Annotated in this window: 17 protein-coding genes and 1 pseudogene; 2 read left to right on the top strand and 16 right to left on the bottom strand. The window is 53.2% G+C overall.

The features are described from left to right. Positions 1-109 precede the first annotated feature (109 nt). Positions 110-1,384, top strand: coding sequence for an IS110 family RNA-guided transposase (locus DNH61_RS02425; protein WP_111145096.1), 1,275 nt, complete (start codon positions 110-112; stop codon positions 1,382-1,384). Positions 1,385-1,817: 433 nt separating this feature from the next. Here DNH61_RS02425 and DNH61_RS26205 read toward each other — a convergent pair whose 3' ends face one another. Next, entirely contained in the window at positions 1,818-1,964 is a 147-nt protein-coding gene (locus DNH61_RS26205; protein ID WP_181438555.1) for a hypothetical protein, read from the bottom strand. 166 nt (positions 1,965-2,130) lie between these two features. Beyond that, a complete protein-coding gene (locus DNH61_RS02420) occupies positions 2,131-2,676 on the bottom strand; it encodes a DoxX family membrane protein (protein ID WP_111145095.1) in 546 nt (181 codons plus the stop codon). 494 nt (positions 2,677-3,170) lie between these two features. On the opposite strand from DNH61_RS02420, the gene DNH61_RS02415 reads away from it, so the two are divergent. Then, the gene (locus DNH61_RS02415; RefSeq protein WP_111145094.1) at positions 3,171-4,142 is read left to right on the top strand and encodes an NAD(P)-dependent alcohol dehydrogenase; all 972 of its coding nucleotides are present in this window, start codon (positions 3,171-3,173) and stop codon (positions 4,140-4,142) included. A gap of 98 nt (positions 4,143-4,240) precedes the next feature. On the opposite strand, the gene DNH61_RS02410 is transcribed toward DNH61_RS02415, so the two are convergent. The 14 genes and pseudogenes from DNH61_RS02410 to DNH61_RS02345 form a co-directional block, all read right to left on the bottom strand. Further along, positions 4,241-4,975: an AlkZ-related protein gene (locus DNH61_RS02410; protein ID WP_146240925.1), complete on the bottom strand. Its 735-nt coding sequence runs from the start codon at positions 4,973-4,975 to the stop codon at positions 4,241-4,243. Positions 4,976-4,978: 3 nt separating this feature from the next. Further along, positions 4,979-6,196 (bottom strand): VWA domain-containing protein, encoded by a 1,218-nt coding sequence (locus DNH61_RS02405; protein WP_111145092.1) that lies wholly within the window; start codon positions 6,194-6,196, stop codon positions 4,979-4,981. Positions 6,197-6,198: 2 nt separating this feature from the next. After that, positions 6,199-8,553 carry a DUF5682 family protein gene (locus DNH61_RS02400; RefSeq protein WP_111145091.1) on the bottom strand — a complete coding sequence of 785 codons (2,355 nt, stop codon included), beginning with the start codon at positions 8,551-8,553 and terminating at the stop codon, positions 6,199-6,201. Next, positions 8,532-9,623 (bottom strand): ATP-binding protein, encoded by a 1,092-nt coding sequence (locus DNH61_RS02395; protein ID WP_111145090.1) that lies wholly within the window; start codon positions 9,621-9,623, stop codon positions 8,532-8,534. The genes DNH61_RS02400 and DNH61_RS02395 overlap by 22 nt, the downstream gene beginning before the upstream one ends. 31 nt (positions 9,624-9,654) lie before the next feature. Then, positions 9,655-11,415, bottom strand: coding sequence for a hypothetical protein (locus DNH61_RS02390; RefSeq protein ID WP_111145089.1), 1,761 nt, complete (start codon positions 11,413-11,415; stop codon positions 9,655-9,657). A 24-nt stretch (positions 11,416-11,439) separates the two neighbouring features. Beyond that, complete coding sequence (locus DNH61_RS02385) at positions 11,440-12,891, bottom strand: SWIM zinc finger family protein (protein WP_111145088.1); 1,452 nt, start codon at positions 12,889-12,891, stop codon at positions 11,440-11,442. A gap of 326 nt (positions 12,892-13,217) precedes the next feature. Beyond that, positions 13,218-14,990 (bottom strand): arsenical pump-driving ATPase, encoded by a 1,773-nt coding sequence (gene arsA, locus DNH61_RS02380; protein ID WP_111145098.1) that lies wholly within the window; start codon positions 14,988-14,990, stop codon positions 13,218-13,220. A gap of 10 nt (positions 14,991-15,000) precedes the next feature. Next, complete coding sequence (gene arsD / locus DNH61_RS02375) at positions 15,001-15,399, bottom strand: arsenite efflux transporter metallochaperone ArsD (protein WP_181438554.1); 399 nt, start codon at positions 15,397-15,399, stop codon at positions 15,001-15,003. A gap of 541 nt (positions 15,400-15,940) precedes the next feature. Further along, entirely contained in the window at positions 15,941-16,474 is a 534-nt protein-coding gene (locus tag DNH61_RS02370; protein WP_342771367.1) for a chromate transporter, read from the bottom strand. Between the two features lie 25 nt (positions 16,475-16,499). Next, entirely contained in the window at positions 16,500-17,135 is a 636-nt protein-coding gene (locus DNH61_RS02365) for a chromate transporter (RefSeq protein WP_111145086.1), read from the bottom strand. 400 nt (positions 17,136-17,535) lie between these two features. Continuing rightward, positions 17,536-17,624 (bottom strand): annotated as a pseudogene (locus tag DNH61_RS27155) (ABC transporter permease); the annotation flags it as partial. A 28-nt stretch (positions 17,625-17,652) separates the two neighbouring features. After that, the gene (locus DNH61_RS02355; RefSeq protein WP_111145085.1) at positions 17,653-18,741 is read right to left on the bottom strand and encodes a GerAB/ArcD/ProY family transporter; all 1,089 of its coding nucleotides are present in this window, start codon (positions 18,739-18,741) and stop codon (positions 17,653-17,655) included. Next, a complete protein-coding gene (locus DNH61_RS27150) occupies positions 18,738-18,947 on the bottom strand; it encodes a Ger(x)C family spore germination C-terminal domain-containing protein (protein WP_425452199.1) in 210 nt (69 codons plus the stop codon). Before DNH61_RS27150 ends, DNH61_RS02355 begins: the two co-directional genes overlap by 4 nt. 390 nt (positions 18,948-19,337) lie before the next feature. Further along, positions 19,338-20,291, bottom strand: coding sequence for an IS110 family RNA-guided transposase (locus tag DNH61_RS02345; RefSeq protein WP_245947862.1), 954 nt, complete (start codon positions 20,289-20,291; stop codon positions 19,338-19,340). Between the last annotated feature and the right edge of the window lie 147 nt (positions 20,292-20,438).

The following is a 20,438-nucleotide window of genomic DNA, read 5'->3' as shown; positions in this document are numbered from 1 at the left end:
AACATTCCTGTCTGCGCTAAGATTCCGTCTTAGACAAAAAAAGGGGCGCCTCGTATGATGGGGGTAGGGGAAATCGGAAGCCCTAATAACCCATCAGGAGGCGCTTACTATGAAGTCTACTGTAAGAAACGCAACAAATCAACGTATTGAACGAATTACCATGCAGCATGTTGTTGTGGGAATCGACATCGCCAAGGATGCGCACGCCGCGCAGATCACGGATTTCCGTGGACGTTCGCTCACTTCGAAACACCTGTCTTTCACCAATTCACTAGAAGGCTTTGAGAGGCTCCTCGATTGGATCAAGAAAGCGCAAGCGAAGCACAGTCTCACCTCTTTGCTTGTAGGACTGGAGCCAACAGGACATTACTGGTTCAATCTTGCAAACTGGCTTCTTCAGCAAGGGATTGAGGTCGTGCTGGTTAACCCGGTCACGACGCATCGCAATAAGGAAAATCGGGACAATAGTCCGTCCAAGAATGACCCTAAGGACGCCCTAGTCATCGCGGATGTAGTCAGCAGAGGCTATTACACCGAATATTCACCCCATGCAGCTGTGTTCAGGCGGTTAAAGACACTTATGAGTGACAGAGAATTTTGGGTAAAGCAGTCTGCCTGTTTTGCCAATCGCATCATTCGCTGGATTGACCTTTACTTTCCGGAATTCCGTCAGGTTTTCCCGAATTGGGCGACTCTCCGTTCACTGGCATCACTTAAGGCTTTCCCTTTGCCGAGCGACCTTGAAGGGCTGGATGTCGATGCTGTCATCGCCCAGTGGCGAGATCAAGGCATGAAGCGTGCCTCCGGTGTCAGCGGTAGAGCCAAGGCAGCAGAGCTTCTGGCGGCTGCAACGCGCAGCATTGGAGATAGACAAGCCCTGCAGGAAGCCAGAGATGACATTGACCGTCTGCTTGCTGCCTATGAGCATACGGCTGCCATGCTCGATGACATAGAACAGGCACTTGAGTTATTACTGGCAGACATCCCCTTAATAGAGCAACTGCGGAGCATCCAAGGGCTTGGCACCATTGCCTTGGCCGCCATTTTGAGTGGTACGGGCGATTTGCGTCATTACGCTCACGGTCAGCAAATACTGCGACGCGCCGGTCTCAATCTGGCTGAGCGAACATCTGGCAAGTTCAAGGGGCAGGTCAAGGTCTCCAAACGCGGAGACAGCACTTTGCGTAAACATCTATACTGGGGCATGTTGAGTTTGGTTCAGCGGCATCCTGACTTCAAGCAGTGGCATGCGAATAACCGGGCAAGGGGAATGAAGAAGCAAGCCTCACTTTTCAAACTAATCGGCAAACTGGCACGCATTCTCGTTGGTATGGCGCAACGGGGGGAGTCCTACCGTGAATGCGCAGACCTTGTAGCCGCTTAAAGACCGCAACCCACTACTAACCTCCAAGTTTCGCTTACGAGGATTGACTCATTCGCGGGATTTTCGGCATAACACGCACAAGAGAACCGAGTATGAGTTTCGGAAGGGCATAGACCCGTTATCTAAACGAGATCGGTCTCCACGCCATGGACAGGTATAACGAAGGAATGTGAGGGCATAGACCCGTCGAGATATGGGAGGGTGAACCTCCATGGGCCATGTGGGGTTGTGCAGGATAGCGTTTTCAAAGGGCACGTAAATCGCTGCCTCTGTTCCTGCATGTCCGCAAACCGATCCATGGGTCAATTGCCCCCCTCACGTCCAACCATCTAACCACTCCAAAACGTGAAATCCTGCGAATGAGTGAGCATTCGTGAGAAAACTCCTTAAATACGAGGGAGGAAACTCAGCAGCCTTATTTGGGGAATTTCGTTTATTTTCTTTGATTTTCAGCCGAATAACGTCGCTCAGTTTCATTAGGGAGTAGGATCGGCCATTCCCGGCTAATAGCGTGTGTCAGTTTCGTTAAAATATCACGGGCCAAGCCATCCTTACCATCCACGCTGATCAACTCATCCATGCCCACTCAAACTATCCTTAGACTGCGGTATATAGGTCGACGGTCTATACAACAAAACGAAAACAGCCTCCGCCTGGAGTACCAGACGAAGGCTGTCTATTAGGTGATCCGTATACCAGAGGCAGCAAACCAAACCATAAGATTTACATTTACGTATCTGCTGCGGTTATACATGTGCTGGTTTGTTCGCTGTTCCTTGTCCGCCGGTGCCGCGTCCCTCACGATGCGTCAGCTTCTTGAAGATGGCCTTCAGGTAAGGCAGGACGTAGAAGTCGGCGCCGAATTTGCCTGCGTTAGCACCTGCGACAATCACAATTCCGCCCAGAAGGATCATCCAAGGGTTCGTGCTCACCGTGCCGGCGAACATGAACATGAAATTCATCAGCAGGCCGAAGAATACGGCGGCTGTCGTCAGGCATCCCAGGATCAGGCCGAGACCGACCAGGAATTCACCGAGCGGGATCATGACGTTAATCAGCTTGACATTCGGCAGAGCGAACTGTTCCAGGAAGCCTGTGAATGTCGGATAGACCATCTCTCCCGTCCCTTTGTCCAGCACCGGATTAGCCACCGCACCTTTCAGGAAGCCTGTCGCATCGAAGCCTCCTGTCAGCTTGTGCCATCCCGCATCCAGCCACATCCAGCCTACATATACCCGAAGCACCAGCAGCAATCCAGCTGCGAACTTGTTCTCTCTTAACCAACGTACCATATTAATCATCTCCCGGTTCTAATTTGTTCTGTCAAGCCATTATTGGGGCTAAGCTCTTGCTGTTTATTTACTCTGCTTGCTTGTGACCCTCATCTCACCATGTTGTGCATCTCTCCTGGTGATGTCTTAATCATAGCAGGCCGGCCGTTTATTCGTTATCGGGAGGAATACTGATTTTCTGCGACGGTAAACCCCTATTATCCTGTGAGGAAAATCACCCTCGCATCGAGAACTCCCCTAGGGGAATTCCCGGTATACGTCATCTGTGAGTCATTGGGTGTGACCTGCCGTTTTTGTAAAGTGCCGGATTTATCAAGAGTACGTTTCGAGGAATAGTGGAAACCGAGTTCCCGTCAGCATGTGTTGAATCTACGTTCCGTCCGTTTTTTATACTTTCTTTAGAAAGTGTTTATTGGCTATTTATACCTGCCGAGTAAGCTGACATTGAAGAGTTTCATACGATGGAATTGGTTTCATTAACGAGGAGGGGTTTCATGAAAGCAGTCATTTGCCCGAGATATGGTCCGCCTGACATTCTTCAAATCAAGGAGTTTGAAAAACCTGTGCCGAAGGACCATGAAATCCTCGTAAAAGTATTTGCGACAACGGTAACCGTAGCAGATGTCAGGACACGGAGTTTCACGGTTCCGCGTTCGGTTTGGCTTCCTGCCCGGATTGCGCTCGGAATAAGCAGACCAAAGCGTCCGGTATTGGGCATGGAGTTGGCGGGAGAGGTTGTGGCAGTTGGCACAGCTGTAGCACGGTTTAAGAAGGGAGATCACGTTTTTGCGGCCACGTTGACAGACTTTGGGGCCTATTCCGAGTATAAATGTCTGCCTGAGGATGGGCCGGTTACCATAAAGCCCGCGAATATCAGTTTTGAGGAAGCCGCAGCCATTCCCATAGGTGCTCGCACGGCACTGCATTACTTGAGAAAAGCGAATGTACGAAGCGGGCAAAAGGTCCTTGTTTATGGAGCTTCAGGGAGTGTGGGAACCTATGCGGTGCAGCTTGCCAAATACCTTGGGGCGCATGTGACGGGAGTGTGCAGCACCTCGAATGTAGAGATGGTCAAAGCCTTGGGGGCCGACGAAGTCATTGACTACACAACAGAGGAATTCTCCGAGCAAGGAGCGAGATTTGATGTCATATTTGAAGCAGTGAACAAGAGCTCCTTTACTGACTGCATGGATTCATTAACGAACAAGGGGGTCTACATCAATATTACTGAACCTATACCTGACCTGCGGATGCTCTGGGCGAAACTAACGAGCAAGAAGAAGCTTCTGCTGGGACAAAACTCACCTGAAACCGCTGAGGCACTCGAGTTTCTTAAAGCCCTTGTAATGGCGGGGAAACTCAAACCGGTCATTGACCGCCGCTATTCCCTGGAACAAATTGTAGAAGCTCACAGGTATGTTGACAAAGGTCACAAAAAGGGGAATGTAGTCATTAGTATGGGATAAAGAAAAACAGCGGCAGTCCGGGACTCTATTAGCCCAGATTTACCGCTGTTTTTATTCAAGCCAGTCTCGTCGCCACCCAGCCGGTGTGATGCCCTAATTCAAATGACTCCAAGTTCAGCGAGCCGCAATTTCCTTGCGAAAAACTTGAGAGATTTAGCTGAGCAGCTGCTTAGTAACTCCGCGATCAACTGATTCTTCGCGTCTTCAATTGGAACTCTTACGTCATTCGTTTCAATTGAACGCAGCCATACATCTGAAGGCTGGTAACACATGCTGCTCCAGCCAGAAGCATGATCATTTTGCTGCGCTGCTCCAGTGATGACCACGTCACCGTAATTCTGAAGCTCAGCAAGTGACTTTTCATACTCCTTCTTGCTCTCTTTGGCATGCAAGCCTGCCGCTATCCGTAAATTCCGTGAATCAATATGTTCATGCTCGCGCAGCACTTTATACAGGTGGTAAGCCGTTCTTGAAAGGAGACCATCCTGGTACCGTTCATCAACCGTTTTGCCTGAAGCAAGGATGGACCTGACTGCCGGAAAATAATCCGTGTGTATAAAGCAGGCTTTATCACTAAAAAACTTGCCGTATGCAGCAACACCGTCTTCGACCACCCGTATCCGCCACAGCCACGGATCTGTTTCGGTTCCAGTGTGCCAATCATTGCCCGAGGCTGCAGCTGTTAAGGACGGGTATTCAGGAATAAAGCCCGAGAAGGGCAGAATCTTATGCTGCTCTATTAATTTTACAAACTCACCGTAATCTAAAAGGTTCATGGCCACAGCTGCGTCCTCCTGATCTATGCACTTAAGAAAACACTCTATTCCCGTCAAACCTCAGGCTTTCTTGCTGCCATTCGCCTTAGCCGCAAGTGCATTCAGGTCGCTGCCCTTCAGCGCACCTTCTACGAGCTCGGGCAGGAGGTCTGGCGTACAGCCGAAGCACGGGATGCCCATCTTCGCCAGCCGCTTCGCAACCTCCTGATCATAGGAGGGCACACCGGTGTCCGACAGGGCGAGCAGGCTGATTACCTTCACGCCTGATTCAACCAAGGCCTCCATCCGGCGCAGCAGCTGGGCCTGGTTGCCGCCTTCGTATAAGTCGGATATGAGGATAAACAAGGTTTTCCCCGGCTCCGTAATGAACTGCTCGCAGTAGGCCACCGACTTGTTGATATCCGTTCCGCCGCCCAGCTGCACGCCGAACAGCATGTCGACCGGATCGTTCGCACACTGCTCGCTCAAATCCACAACCTCTGTATCGAACACAACCACGCGGGTATCCAAAGAGGACAGGCTGGCAAAAATCGAACCGACCACCGAAGCATAAATGACGGAATCCGCCATAGAGCCGCTCTGATCGATGTCCAGGATAACCGTCCATTCCTTGCTCCGCTTTGCCCGGTCGAAGAAGTAGAACCGCTCGGGAATGAGTATCCCGTATTCCTGGTTATAATGCTTCAGGTTGCGCCTGATCGTTGTCTTCCAGTCAGTCCCGGCCAGTGACGGCAGCGGCGAATGCTTCCTCCTGTTAAGAGCGCCGGTAACGGCACGCCTGATGTCATTTTCCAGCCGCTTCTTGATCTCTTCTACAACAGCTCGGACCAGCTGCCTTGCCGTATCCTTGGTTTTCTCCGGGATTTTGCCTTTCAGCGACATCAGCGTCGCCACCATGCGGATATCCGGCTTCACCTGTGACAGCGTCTCCGGCTCGAACAGCAGCTGCTTAAGCTCTTTGCGCTCGATGGCATCGGCCTGGATAACGGAGACGACGTCTGCCGGGAAAAATGTGCGAATATCACCCAGCCACTTTGACAGCTTCGGTGCGGAAGGGCCAAGACCGGCACTTCGTCTCCCGCTGCCTGTCTCACCCTCTAAATCGCCAGCGGTATTATCGTAGATGGCTGCCAGTGCCTCGTCCATTAGCCGAAGCTCGTCGTCCAGCAAGCCGCCGGAGGCCGCCCCGCCCATTCCTTCGAGCTGCTGCCCGGCCGATTGGCCAAGTATCAGACGCCAGCGCGTCAGCTCCTGTTTACGATTAATTGGTGTCGTCATCGTTATAAGTCTCCAAAATCAAATTCATTAAGCTCATCCAGCTTCCCCTTCTCCTCTTCGCTCAGCTCCTGCTGCAGCAGATCGCCGGCCTCCAGGCCGCCGATCCCCCAAATCTCACCCAGCGTCTCGGCAATCAAGCTCTTCTCACTGGGCTGGAATGACCCGAACGCCCGGCGCAGGAAGACAACGGATCTCCTAAACTGCTCGTCATCCAGGGATTGAATGTACTCATCCAGCAGGCGCCACAGCTCAGAACGGGAGAGCAGCGCGTATCGGTTGCGCATGGATAAGCCTTCGAACCAGCCTGCCCCCAGGTCGGCAGGAATTCCCGGTGATAATCTGCGGGAGACCTCCTGCGACAGCCGGTCAGGCTCAATCATATTGCGCTCCAGCAGCAGCGCGAACGCATAGCCGGACAGCCGCGCATTGCGGTCATCCCGGAAGGCCAGCTCACGAAGCTGACGCACCCAGCGGTCGTCGTCAATGCGTTCGTAATGGTCTTGGGAAATCGCATGCAGATCCTGAATCGCTGCGATCATCTCCGCGGCCGCCTCATCGCTGCAGGCAGACGCCTCAACAAGAAGCAAAGTGCCGCGCAGGAACAGCTGCTGCACGATCGGCTCCAGCATGGCCGTATCGAGCTTCCGGATATTTCCGAAGCTGACCAGCAGGGACAGCTCCCGTGCAGCGCCCGCGATCTGGGGGACACTGCTGTTATCCACGGCCATCTGCTGCAGTGTCCGGCGCGCATCCTCCATCGCGCCCGGCAGTCCGCATTCCCAGGCAGTCCGGATTATCCTGGCCGCCTCCCGGATATCGCTGCAGACCTCGAGCTGCTCCCGGATCCGGTATGCGGCAGCCACCTCCACCGTCTCGCCAAGAAGCGTCGACTCGACGACTTCGATCTCAGCCTCTGGAGTCCACTGAAGAATCCAGCGTTCGGCCCAGACAGCTTCCCGCGCATCCTTCTGTCTGCGGGCGAAGCTGATGCCAAGAACCTGCAGCCGGCTGAGGAAGACGGAGCGCCGAAGATCCAGGAACGCGGCATCCTCTGTCTTCACACGCCGGTTCTCCCGCAGGTCCAGCTCAAGCTCGGCCGCAACGGTTGTCTTATATTTCTCCAGCTTCAGCAGCTTTAGATTGCGGGTCATATCATCCTGGATTGGCGTCTGGCTGACGCCCTCCGGCAAATACCCGATCGCCGTTCCGACATCGGCTCTGGCCAGCGGCTCTGCAACGGCGGACAATTCCCCGAAGCCAAGTGTAACAATGGCCGCGTCGCGCAGATCCCTCCAGACCGGCTGCCTCGAACCCCGCAGCAGCGCAAGTGATTCTGCAAGCCGCACACCCTCAATGACAGAAGCAGTCGAACGATAGGTGCCGCCTTCCCGCATATAGGTGACCACCTGTGACAAATATCTGGCCGGGAGCGCCTCAAGCTCGCCCTTCTGCAGACACTGCCAGAACAGTTCAAAATACGCCGGGGCCAGATTGCCTGCCCCATAGCCGGACAAGCTTGAGAGCTTATAGTAGGAATACGGCATAAGCGTCAGCTTCGTGCTTGCGGCGGGCAATAGGGCAAGCTCTTCATCCTCCATGCATGGCAGGGACAAGTCCATGGCCGATGTGTGGTGAGCGCCGGTTACGGCCACAATCTTGCCGGCGGGAATCCCCCGGTCCAATGCATCACGGATATTCCTCCGCATATAGGCCTCCCGCAGCTCATTGTAGGCAGCTTCTGCAGGATCATGGACACGCTCATCTGCCTCCATAAGCGCCCTCAGCTCTGCCGACAGCGTATGAATGGCATGGCTGTAATCGCCGGGCCGGGTTGTATGCTCATAGCTGCGCTCCCAGTAGCTCTCATAATCGGTCTCGCCGGAGAGACGCGCGATCTCGTCATAGATGGCGTTCTGCCTGCGGCGGAATGCTGCCGATGGACGCTCGCCTTCTCCCTCTCCCTCTTCCTGTTCACGGCACTGTGACCGTCTGGCCTCGTTAAGACCGATAGCAGCACCGGAAGGAAGGTCGAAGAACTGCGCCTCCACACCATGCTCCCTTGCCCACTGGAAGGCTTGATACTCCGGCGAATAGGCCGCCAGCGGAAAAACGATCGTCCGCACCGGCAGGCTGTCGGTGTACGCCATGATCGCGATCGGAGGAACGACCTTCGGCAGCGTGATCTGGCTGATCAGTTCTGAAGCATCCGAGGGGCCTTCAACCAGAATAAGCTGCGGCTGTACCTGGTCCAGCACACGCCGGAGATGGCTGGCTCCTGCCGGCGACAAGTGCCGTACACCGAAGCGGTGCAGATCAGCCGCCCTGGCTGCCGCATTCACGGGTTCATCTCCCGGCATGCATGATAGAGGCCGCGCCAGCCGGAGCCGCGCTTCTTCATGACGTTCTCCAGATACTCCTTCCAGACAACCGCATCCTTCTCGTCATCCTTGACGATCGCCCCCTGCAGTCCGGCTGCAAGGTCGGCATCCTGCACGGAGCCGCTGCCGAAGCTGGCGGCCAGCGCCATGCTGTTCGTAAGCAGCGAGATCGCTTCCGCGGTCGAAATCACACTTCCCGGCGGCTTGACCTTCTCCTTGCTGTCCAGCGTCATGCCGCTGCGAAGCTCGCGGAAGATCGTGACGACCTTGCGCACAGCATCGTCCTCAGGCAGCGCAGCACCGAGCTCATAGTTGACGGCCAGCTCGCTGACGCGCTTGCGCACAATCTCGACCTCGGATTCAAGATCGGCTGGCGACGGAAGCACGAGAATATTGAAACGGCGCTTCAGGGCCGCAGACATGTCATTGACGCCGCGGTCGCGCGTATTCGCAGTCGCGATCACAGAGAAGCCGCGTGCGGCGGACACCTCCTTGCCCAGCTCGGGAATCGAAATCGTCTTCTCTGAAAGAATAGAGATAAGCGCATCCTGGACCTCGGAGGCGCAGCGCGAAATTTCCTCGAAGCGGGCAATGCCCCCAGTCTCCATTGCGCGATAGATCGGGCTGCGGATAAGCGCCGCATCGGAAGGGCCGTGCGCGAGCAGCATGGCATAGTTCCAGGAATACCGGATCTGCTCCTCACTTGTACCGGCCGTCCCCTGAATGACCTTCGAGGAATCGCCGTGGATGGCTGCCGTCAGATTTTCCGACAGCCACGATTTCGCCGTTCCCGGCTCCCCGATGAGCAGCAGAGCACGGTCGGTAAGCAGTGTTGCAATCGCAATCTCCACCAGGCGCGTATGACCGATATACTTTGGCGTGATCACCGTCTCGCCGGCAAGCCCGCCTGTTATGTACGTAAGCACGGCCTTGGGCGACAGCTGCCACCCGGCTGGACGGGCATCCTTATCCACTGCCTTCAGCGCTTCTATTTCATGCGCGTACAGCTTTTCGGCCGGCAGCCTGAGAACATTAAGATTCGTATCCATGAATTCATTCCGCTCCTTTGTTCGCTTCGTTCTATTCAGTCGGTTTCAACGCGAGCTTATCCGCAAGGTCCTGAATCTCTTCCTTGACGCTCGTATAGGTGAATCGCTCGGCAGCTGCACGCAGCCGATCCGCTGCGGTGCCCGGAAGCTGCAGGATCAGAGCCCGCAGTTCTTCCGTCACGTAGTAGAACTGCTGCGGCGAAGCCTGCTCCAGCACGTACAACAGAAGCTCGGACGCATCTCGATGCCCCAGTCTGAACAGTGTAGATACGATTATCATCTGATCGCTTATCCTGGTTCTGGGCTTATGAAGCTTGGCAAGCAGATAGTCTATTACGTGCTCATCCAGACGCTCCGCCACGCTGCACACAAGCTCGGCTTCGTCCAGTTTCACAAAGAGCTGCACCCAGCGGGAATCCCAGCCATGCTGTGGAAGCTGCCCGTAATCCTCTTCAATTGTATAGCTGCGCATGGCCCGTATGACCGGAATGACGATGTCATGACATGCCCGCAGCAGCGTTTTCCCTTCCGCAGACTGCTTCTTGGCCAAATACCCGTGGTAGTGGTCGTATACAGCTTCACGCGGCAGGAACTGCAGCGCTGCCCGGAAGGCATAATCGAGCATGTTGATCCGATTCCGCAGACCGTTGAGCACTTCATAGGCTGCAGCTGTATCCATCTCCAGCAGCAAGCCGGCTGCACATTCCTGCACAGGCTCCGTCTCTTTCACGGTAAACGTCTGGTCCTGAAGCAGGCTGATCAGGAACTCCTCAACAGCAGGCTCCCGCTTCCCTTCCATTGCGTTAACCGCAGCTGTCATTCGCTCTATAGCAGCATTATCGGGCTTGCCCCCGGTGACCATATCTCGCAATTCCGAAGCTGTCTCAACCAGCCTTTGGCCGGTGTCCGGATGGTCGCATCGTCTGAGCGGCTCTACCGCAATCTCGGCATCCTTGCCTTGAAGCGCTTCGAACAGGCGTTCCGCCGCGCGGTCCGAACCGTTCTTGGCCAAGGCAAGCAGGGCTGCGGCACGTATTTCTTTTTTACGGTCGTAAGAGATTTCGTACAGCAGCTCCTCAAGGTCCGGGCTGCCCGCTGCGGCTGCTATGGCTGCGAGCTTAACTGGAGCGGCGCCCTCGGTCAGAGCCTTCGCGATCAGCGCATGTGATGCCTGGCCGGTGAGCCTGTGGATGACAGTCAGCTTGCGTGCATCAGCCTGCCCGCCCTGCAGATTAAGCTGCGCGTGGAGGATCGGCAGCACATTCGCCCCCATCGACGGGAGCACAACATTCGTCATATAGTCCGCGATTTCGGAATAAGGATCCTCCAGCGCTGTAACCGCAGGCAGATACGTGCGGATATCTGTGAAAATATTGTCCTCATAGCCCTGCTTAACGGCCTCAAGACGTCCCGGCCCCCGTTCCGTCAACGCGTCGATGACCGGCTTCAGCCGCCGGTAAGGGACCGGCGGAGCAGCTGTGGTGTCGCTGGCGGCTGTATAGACTTCGAATGGCTCCAATGTTCCTGCTGCGTCAGTCTGTCCCTGCGTATATAGAATCGCATGGAGCAGGACGGCGAGCTCCAGCAGCGCGTCCGCCATCTGCTCGGCAGTGCCTTCTCCCACACGTGAAGCCGCTTCCGCCACCCGCTTGAACACCGGCGCGCTCTCGCCCAGCTGCTCAAGCTTGGGCAGCTGCCGCTTGATCCTGACATCTCCGCCCGATACGGCGCTTCCCGCGATGAATAATCGTCTGACATCCTGGTGCAAATCATATAACATCTCCATACTCATGAACGGTAACCTCCTCTCTCGTCTCTAGTAGAGCAGCCGGATGACTGCCTGTTCCGTAACAAAAGCAAGCGGCTGCGCGGTCAGGCGCCTGCTTCCCATCTGGTGTTCAAACATAACCAGCACCGCCTGGTCGGCATGCAGCTCTGCACCCAGCATCGGCAGCAGCTGCAGCGTCGGCTGCCGGATGGCGTCAATCTCGCCCAGTGCCAGCCGCTTGCCCTGCTCATCTTCTAGCACATAAGTTTCCCCTGCCTTGCCGAGCTTCGCGTAGTGCAGCAGAACGACCGGGTTTTTGTACGCGAGAGGGCTCTTCAGCTGGTTCTTCACCTGCTTGATGACCTCTGGATAGGAGCGTTTGGCTGCGGCCTTGACGCCCTCATAATCCTTACTCTCCGGTTCCCGCATGGTCATGTCCTCCCAGCGGACACGCGGGTTCATATCGCCAGGATATACAGCGAGCTCCTTTGTCTGCACGACCAGGAAGCAGGAATCATCCTCCCGGATATGCTTGGCCGCACGGAACGGGCGGTAATGCCTCGTAACTAGAATATCCCCAGCGCCATCGGATCCGAGCGGGAGCCAGAAGCCCTCGTCGATATACTCGGCCCGCGCTTCATCCGCATAAGAACGGAATGACAGCTGCAGCAGCTCCGTACTGCTTCGCATGAGTCCAAGCTCGCGCAGCTCCGCCAGCTGCCAGGCATGCCCGATCCATTCTTCCAGCCGGGTGCCCGTGTCTGCCGGCAGCTCCTCATTTTCTTTCCTCGCCGTCAAATAATCACGGCTGCGCTTAATTAGCGTATGTAAGATTGTTAGTTGATCCATCATGGCGGTGTACTGCTGTTCTTGGTCATCACAGCCGCGCACGAGCAGCAGCAGCTCGCGAAATGCTGCCTGCATGCCCGGTATGTAATAGCCTCCGAGCTGCTTGGCCTGATCCTCCAGCATGCGGACGGATTTTGCATCCAGCGCGGCTAGACCCCCATTCACCACCTGCTTCACGAGCTTATCCAGGAGGTCGATTCCCTCCAGCTGGGCGTTCATCTTCTTAACCAGCGCACTGCGGCTCGTCTTTCTCTTGCTTGCGCCCACAGGTTCGCCGCTTGCCGCAGCTTCCTGCTTGCGTTCCTCGCGTTTCTCCGCCTTCTCCCTCTTGTCCGCAATATCCTGAGGGATCTCACCAGTCTGGAACGGAGATCCGGATGCGTAAGCGTAGAGCAGTCCCAGGTTATGCTTGCAGGGAAACTGCCGGCTCGGGCAGCTGCAGCGGAAGACCGGGCTGTCCGGTTTAATGAAATCGGCCGAGCAGCTGTACGGCTCCTTGCCGCTTCCCTTGCATTCTCCAAAGATTAGCGTGCCGTCTTCTGTCTGGCACAGCCGCTGAAAGCTGTTCTTCTTCGCCAAACTCCGGCCGTTCTTTATGGCTGCTGCATTGGGGGCCAATGCATCGATATAGGCTTCCGTAATCTGTGCCATCGTCCGTTAACATTCACTCCTATTGTGTGGAATAATAGGCCGTATCTGTACGTGCCGGCAAACGCCGGAATTTCAAAGATCGTACAGATGTTCCATATTCTATTCGACAAAATTCAGGAAACCCCTTCCAACCGATATCCTGAAAACTCTTCTGCTTAGCCAATGGTAAGCTTCAGTCGGAAATGGCTATTAGGACGCGGTTTAACCCAGCCATTGGACGCAGCAAAAAGACCCGATCATCATTGACCGGGTCCGATATTGCTGCTGCCTTGCCTAGATTCTGTTCCCGTGAGATGTTCCAGACTTGGAAAGGAATCCCCCACTCGTCACACGGTTTCGTCTGATAGTAAGCCGCGCAGCTGTTCAGCTCCAACCGGCTCCTGGGGTTTCCAAGGCACGACCGTATACTTCTCTGCCAACGAAGCAACCCGGCCCAGCCACGGGCTCTCCGCATAAGCTCTTCCAGCTAACACGGGATGACTGGTAGACACCGACTGCCAGCTCTGGTTAACAACCCACCAGCTGGGCTGAATACCGGCTCTCCGAAGATCTTCCTGCAGACGCTCGGCTTCCAGCACAGGTGTTGCTTCCGGCAGGGTGACAACGACCACATCGGTCTCCTGCGGATTCCGCAGCCGGGGAAGCAGCTGTTTCACATGCTCAGGGACGTCACCGGCGGAACGAAGCACTTCCCGATGATAGGCTTCGGCTGCATCCAGCAGCAGTAAGGTATGGCCGGTCGGTGCGGTATCCAGCACTATGAATCCGTCCTTTGCCTTGGCCACCGCCTCAGCGAAAGCGCGAAATACCGCAATCTCCTCCGTACATGGAGAAGCCAGATCCTCTTTTAGCAGCGCCATCCCCTCTTCATCAAGACGAGAAGCATTCTCTGCGATAACCTGCTGCTTATAGCGCTCGGTTACGTGCTTGGGATCAATTCGGCTTACCGTTAAGAAATGCTGGTCAGAAGGTTCTCCCACAGTAAATTCGAGATGAGCTGCAGGATCAGTGGTTGTCAAATGGACGTGCAGGCCCCGATCGGCTAGCCCGATCGCCAGAGCGGCAGCTACCGATGTTTTGCCTACTCCGCCCTTGCCCATCGTCATGATCACACCAGTTGTTTTGGCAGATAACTGTTCCAGCAGCGGAGCCAAATATTGAGGCCTTGAGCTCAGGTTCATCCGGTCCCCGTGAGGCTCTCTATGCTGCATGTTAAACATGGTTTCCAATGCTTGAATGCCCATTAATCCCGCTGCATTCAAACCTACGAATGTTAACGGAAGCTCACAAAGCGATCCCGGCATGCATGCAAGCGCCTCTGCCTGACGCTTGTGATACAAGCAGGCAGCTGGGTCCGTCCCCGGATCGAATAATACGCCATTTACGATAAGCTGTTGGTTGACGATGCCGATTGTCCGCAGCTCATGAGCAGCGCGGGCCGCTTCCGTTAAGGCTGCCCGGTCTGGTCTGGCTACCAGTATAAGCGTTGTTCTTGCCGGATCGGCAAGCGCCGCTACGGTTTCGGCGTAGAGATCCTTTTTTTCACCCAGGCCAGATAACGGCCCAAGGCAGGAAGCGCCATGCTGGCTGTCAGCCAGAAACCCGGTCCATGCTTTCGGCAGCTGCAGAAGCCGAAGGGTATGCCCGGTCGGGGCCGTATCCAGAATAATATGGTCGTAGTTGTCCTGTACCTCGGTGGAGGCTAGCAGCTTGGAAAACTCGTCAAAGGCCGCAATTTCTACTGTACATGCCCCCGATAGCTGCTCTTCAATATTAGCAATAGCTGCATCCGGCAGAATGCCGCGGTATGGGCCTACCACTTTCTCCCGGTATAACCTGGCGGCTTCCTCAGGATCAAGGTTGGCAGCAAACAAGCCTTGAACATCCGCAATAGGCGCAGGCTCGCTGTCAAGCCGGACTTGAAACACATCATCGAGGTTGGAGGCGGGATCTGTACTAACGATAAGAACCTTTTTCCCAGACTTCGCCAGATTAACAGCTGTAGCGCAGGCTAGCGAAGTCTTCCCTACACCGCCCTTGCCCGTAAAGAACAGGAACGGGGTCTTCAGCATCTGTGGATGATAGGAAGTATACTCCATAGCAGGTTCATCAGCAGCAGGAACTGTCGTCCCCGCAGCAGCCTCCACCATTTGACTTCACTTCTATGACGCGAAACGCTGGGCGTTTTACAGAAGCTGGCTTCGTATCACTTGCGGCCCACTGCTGAAACTCCTCCATTGACGGATAGTCGCGTTCTTTAACAACTTCACCATCGACAAGTGTAACAGGCAGGATGTCCGTTCCATGGCTGGCGAGCAAAGATTTAACCGTATCATTAGCAGCAAAGGCATCCAAATCTTGGGACAGGTTATAACGTTTGACGGAAACGCCTTGCTTGTTCAGAGCATCCACGTTGGCAGCTGTTTGAACCAGCTTAGGATCAACGGATGTACCGCAAACTCCAGTAGTGCAGCACATAGCAGGGTCAAAAATCTCAATTGTTCTCATATAAACCTCCCTGGTTATACTATTTGCCATTCTGACAAAAGCTTCAATAGCTGCATAATCGGCCGCTATCTCTTCTCGGGTCTAGTGAATTCAATTATACCTAATCCAATATATAAGTAAAGCGTTATATTATTATTTGATTATATACAACCTTAGTTGCCATGAAGTTTTACATTTCTGACACATTCAGTGACGAAGCCGCCGCTATCCCGCAGAATTTTGAGTACAGTGTTCAGCAGGATCTTTCCTGCCATTAAAACCACAACGTAAACAGACCCTCTCATTTCTTACTCCAGATATTCTTATACAGGTCAGAGATCGTTAGTTTGATAATAGCTTTGCCTTCGATTGGCTCATCATTGAGAAAGAAGGCGAATGAGAAGCAATCACCGTCCTTGTAGTTTAATCTTCCAGCCCATATTAACAGAAAAAGACAGCTCTTTGACTGCTGCCCCGGTTACCCCATTTAATTATAACCATCCGAATTGTCCTGCATCTGCTACAAATTGGATATACCCGCGACTACCCTGTCGCAGTCTAGTTAGAAGATAATAATCCCGGCGGCCCCTGATAGAAGGATCACCGTAAAGGGGTGGAATTTATACCGAAGCATGATATAAAGACTACCTGCACATATAGCAAGCGTACCGGTTGTTTTCCACGATAATGCCTCACTTGTACCTAGCAATCCCAAATGAATGGCTGCATACACAATCAATCCCGTAATAATCGGCCGCATTCCATAAAACGATGACTTTAGCCATTTGTTATGCTGCAGTCTAATGAAAATGCTCGTTAGTAGAACGACGACTAGCAGCGATGGCAGAATCATGCCCAACGTAGACAAGATAGCGCCCATATATCCCGCCGTCTTGAATCCGATTAACGTAGCGCTATTGGTGGCAATCGGTCCCGGTGCCATTCCGGCCAGCGATATCGTTTCTTGAAATTCTACGGGTGATAGCCACCTATTGACCGATACGTCATGCTGAATTAATGGGATAACAGCATACCCCCCACCGAAGGAGACGAAACCAATCTTCAAGAACGTCAAGAATAGATCCCACAATATCACTTGCTCCTGCTCCTTTCGTGATTCATTAAATGTAGTATTCTGGATAAACAAGTTCATGCTTCGGGGTGCTTGTACCCGTTCTCTCCGTCTTCACCTTTAGTCCGAACAACTCTTTAACCTTCACTAGCAGAATGCCCACGAACAGACCGGATATAATGATAGCTAAAGGATGAATCTTCGCCATGAATAACAATAGAAAAGTCAGAATCGAGACTGCCGTTGTAGCAATATCTAGAATCGAGCTTTTCGCCATTCGGTAAGCAGCCAGGAGGATCAATGCGACGATAGCCCCGTGTATTCCCTTCAATGCTGCTTCCACCTTCGGATTATCTTGAAAGAACAAATAGATTAAACTTAAACAAATCACAATGAGAAATGTCGGCATGGTCATACCCGCCACTGCCGCAATCGCTCCTGCCACTCCTGCTTTACGGTATCCGACAAATGCTGCTGCATTCACGCCGACGCCGCCGGGCGCAGCTCCCGCTATCGAAAGCATGTCCGCTAACTCTTTCTCATCTATCCATTTCTTATTGGCCACAAGCTCACGCTCGATTGCCGGGATCATGGCATAACCGCCGCCGAAAGTGGAAGGTCCGATCCTGAAGAAGACCCAGAACAAAGGAAGCAGCCATTCGTTCTTTTTGCGTATCTGATTCATCACTATCTCCCTCCTTCTTTACCCAATTGCATCTCGTACTCCCAATTATATCCTAATTTGTTTCGTGGGACTAACGTTTTTGCGACTAGCCAGCTAACGCATTTTCGACATTCAGTCATCAACGTAATACTTGCACATTGAATAGAAAATGGCCGGGCGGTTCACTAAGATCCTCCTTTATTCCTTGAGTCAAGTTTCTAACTAACGAAGGGAAGACAAACGACTGAACCAATTACAGCCACACTGACGAGTACTCGTTCAAGGCATCCGGCAGTCAGTTCGCAGACTATGAACAGGTTACCGGCTATATGAACGGACAGCTGGTTTGGGGAATTGAGCCGTAAGGAGGCAAGAAATAGGGCAGGTCTGAGGTTATCCCCTGATCCTGCCCTATTTATCGGACAAACGCCAAGCTTATATACGGTGGACTATAATCGGGTAAGAAAAGGCGCTTGCGCCATCCACTGATTTAGCGAACAGTCCGGCTATCGCCGGACCCATTTTCAGCCCCCCAGCCCTAAGCGATTCTCCGCCGCTTAATCAAGCTCACCAGCCATAGAAGGACGGGCAAGCCAAAGGCAATTGGCATACAGATGAGCGGCCAGTAATTATCCGTAAATGACATGGCGCGCAAGTGATCATCGACCAGCCAATAACCAAATCCGCCTAATAAAAGGCTTACAGGAATAATCATCGGACGATAGTCGCTCCTGCCGGTTATTCTCATTAAGCAGAACGATGCGCAATACAAGCTCATCATGATCTGGATCAAAGCTGAAGTTGCGAATAAGGCGATCATGATCATTTCATACCGATGGAGGAACTGTCCAATATGTGCGCTTCGTGCCATTTGCATACATGCCACGATATATTCGGAAGTGACGGATGCTGACAAGACGCCGGTTTCCAATAGCGGCCACATCAGAATGAACAAGCCCCCATATACCATTCCGATCACACCGGCCCTTCCCCGTTTTGCAGGACTCCGTACGTATGGCAGAATGATTGCTGTCATCAAAGTCGCCATTGCCCAGTCCGTATTATGCTGCCGGCTCGCCCAGAGAATGGAGGACGCACTGCTTTCAAGAACCGGACGTAAATTTTGAATATCGAACTCATGCATCGACCCGATCAACAGCAATGTGTTTAACAACATAATCGATGCCAAGCCTACATACGCCATACGGCCCATCACTTCTAATCCGAGATAACAGCCATATACACCCACAATACAACCTACCAGGACGAACAGAATAGTCGGTGCTTCGGGCAAAAAATAATCTTTGAGATGATACACGAACGTGACCATAATGGGCCCGAAGCTGAACAAGAAGAAGGCGAAGATCAAGACCGCTACCAGCTTTCCGAACCACCCGCCTAATTGTTTTTCCGCAAACGTGATAAAGTCGCAATCGGGATGTTTACGCAGGACGGCGGCCGTTAATGCCATAATCACCATTCCCTGAGCCGTCGCCGCCAAGGTTGCGATCCACATGTCGGATCCGACCTCTCTTGCCATGATGCCTTGCGTAACACCGATTGCCTTCGCATATACAATGTTAATGACCAAAGCCAAGAGCATGCCGCTCGGGATTTGAATCTTCATCGGGTCCCTCCTTGTCCATCAATCTTCAGTTCAGGACTCGTGACGCGCCCGCTGGAGAATACGCTTATTTCCACGTGAGGGTACAGTTCCTCCCACCGGTCAGCTAGTTTGCGCCATTCAAGCGGGTACTCATTGTGCAGACGCTCGCCAAACTTCAAAAAGTCTGATTTATATTTCCGTTGCGAAGTTTCAATGAGCTGTTCGATCCTCTTTTTTTTATGAAAATGAATCTTTGCTCAAACGAATTTTTACGCACGCCGAAGCAGGACTACCGATTCGGCAGACCTTGACCGTGGTGGAGGTGAAAGGTTAGGCAGGGCGAGTTACTGTGAAGCCTTTGGACTGTAGCTGTCGAATGAGTTCTGCTTCACGACGTTTTTCGCGCTCTTGTCTGTAGCGTTCAAGATAATCAGGGCCTAACTCTTTGTATGGGCTTTTGGTAAGCAACATGTGGTATACGATGCGAAGCAGCGTATGTCCAAGTGCGACCAAGGCTTTCTTCTTGCCTAGCCGCTTAACCCAACTCCAATATCTTGCTGAGAGCCTTGTGTTTCGCGTCATAGAAGCAGCCCAAGCACATTCACATAATACTGCTTTTAGATGGGCATTTCCGGATCGCGCTCGTGTTCTTTTTTTTTACCGGCGCTCTGGTGGTTGCCTGGCGTAACGCCTGCCCATGCGGCAAGATGGTGATCATCCTTGAAAACGGTCATGTCGGTACCGATTTCCGCGATAATGACAGATGCTGCTTGCTCGTTGATGCCAGGAATCGTAACGAGAAGATCTATGGCCTCTTGTTTGCTGGCTAATCGGTTTCGGATATCCTGCTCAACGAGTCGGATTTGCTTTTCAATGTACACGAGGTGATCCCAGGAGAATCGGATCATGTCGCGATGATGCTTACGAAGACGACCGTTGAGCGATTGAAGTAATTTGGGGGATTTGTGCTTGAGCGCACCCTTCATGTGCGTCTCAAGGAATTCCATTGTGATGACTTCACCATCTACGATCTTCTGGAGCAGCAGGCGTCCTGATGTTCCGAAGATGTCGGACATGTGGGTAGTTAACTTGATGTTCGCATCCTGCAGGGACTTATGGATGCGATTCTTCTCCGAGGTAGCGTCATACACCAACTTTTTGCGATAACGGGTCAGATCTCGAAGATCTCGGATGTCCTCCGAAGGCACAAAGCTTCCTTCAATAAGCCCGCAACGCAGCAATTTGGCGATCCACTCCGCGTCTTTCATGTCGGTCTTGCGTCCGGGAAGATTCTTGACGTGATGAGCATTGGCTAGCAGGAGGTCTAATTCAAAGGCTTCAAGCACGTTCCAAACAGACTTCCAATAAACGCCCGTACTTTCCATGGCGACGTGAGTGCAACCTTGCTCCACTAACCATTCGCCCAGTTCCATGAGCTCGTTCGTCATGGTACCAAAGGTGCGAATCTCTGATTTTGGAGCACGGTCCAGCTGCCCGGTAAGAACGCAGGCCACAACGGTTTCCTGGTGTACGTCGAGGCCTGCACAGCGCTCAAGAATGGCTTCCAACATTGTAACAATCCCTCCGACATGAGTATTGAACCGGAAAGACAACCGAAACAAACGAAGATTTTTTATCCGGACTCGCAGTCCGATAGCCTGTGCTTCAAGGTTGTCCGAGCAGTTTTATTTACGGGGTCGAACCCACCGCAAAAAGCC

It is taken from the genome of Paenibacillus sambharensis, from assembly GCF_003233845.1.
Classification (GTDB): domain Bacteria; phylum Bacillota; class Bacilli; order Paenibacillales; family Paenibacillaceae; genus Paenibacillus_I; species Paenibacillus_I sambharensis.
The sequence above is the reverse complement of the archived record's forward strand: the minus strand, read 5'-3'. Positions and strand labels throughout refer to the sequence as shown.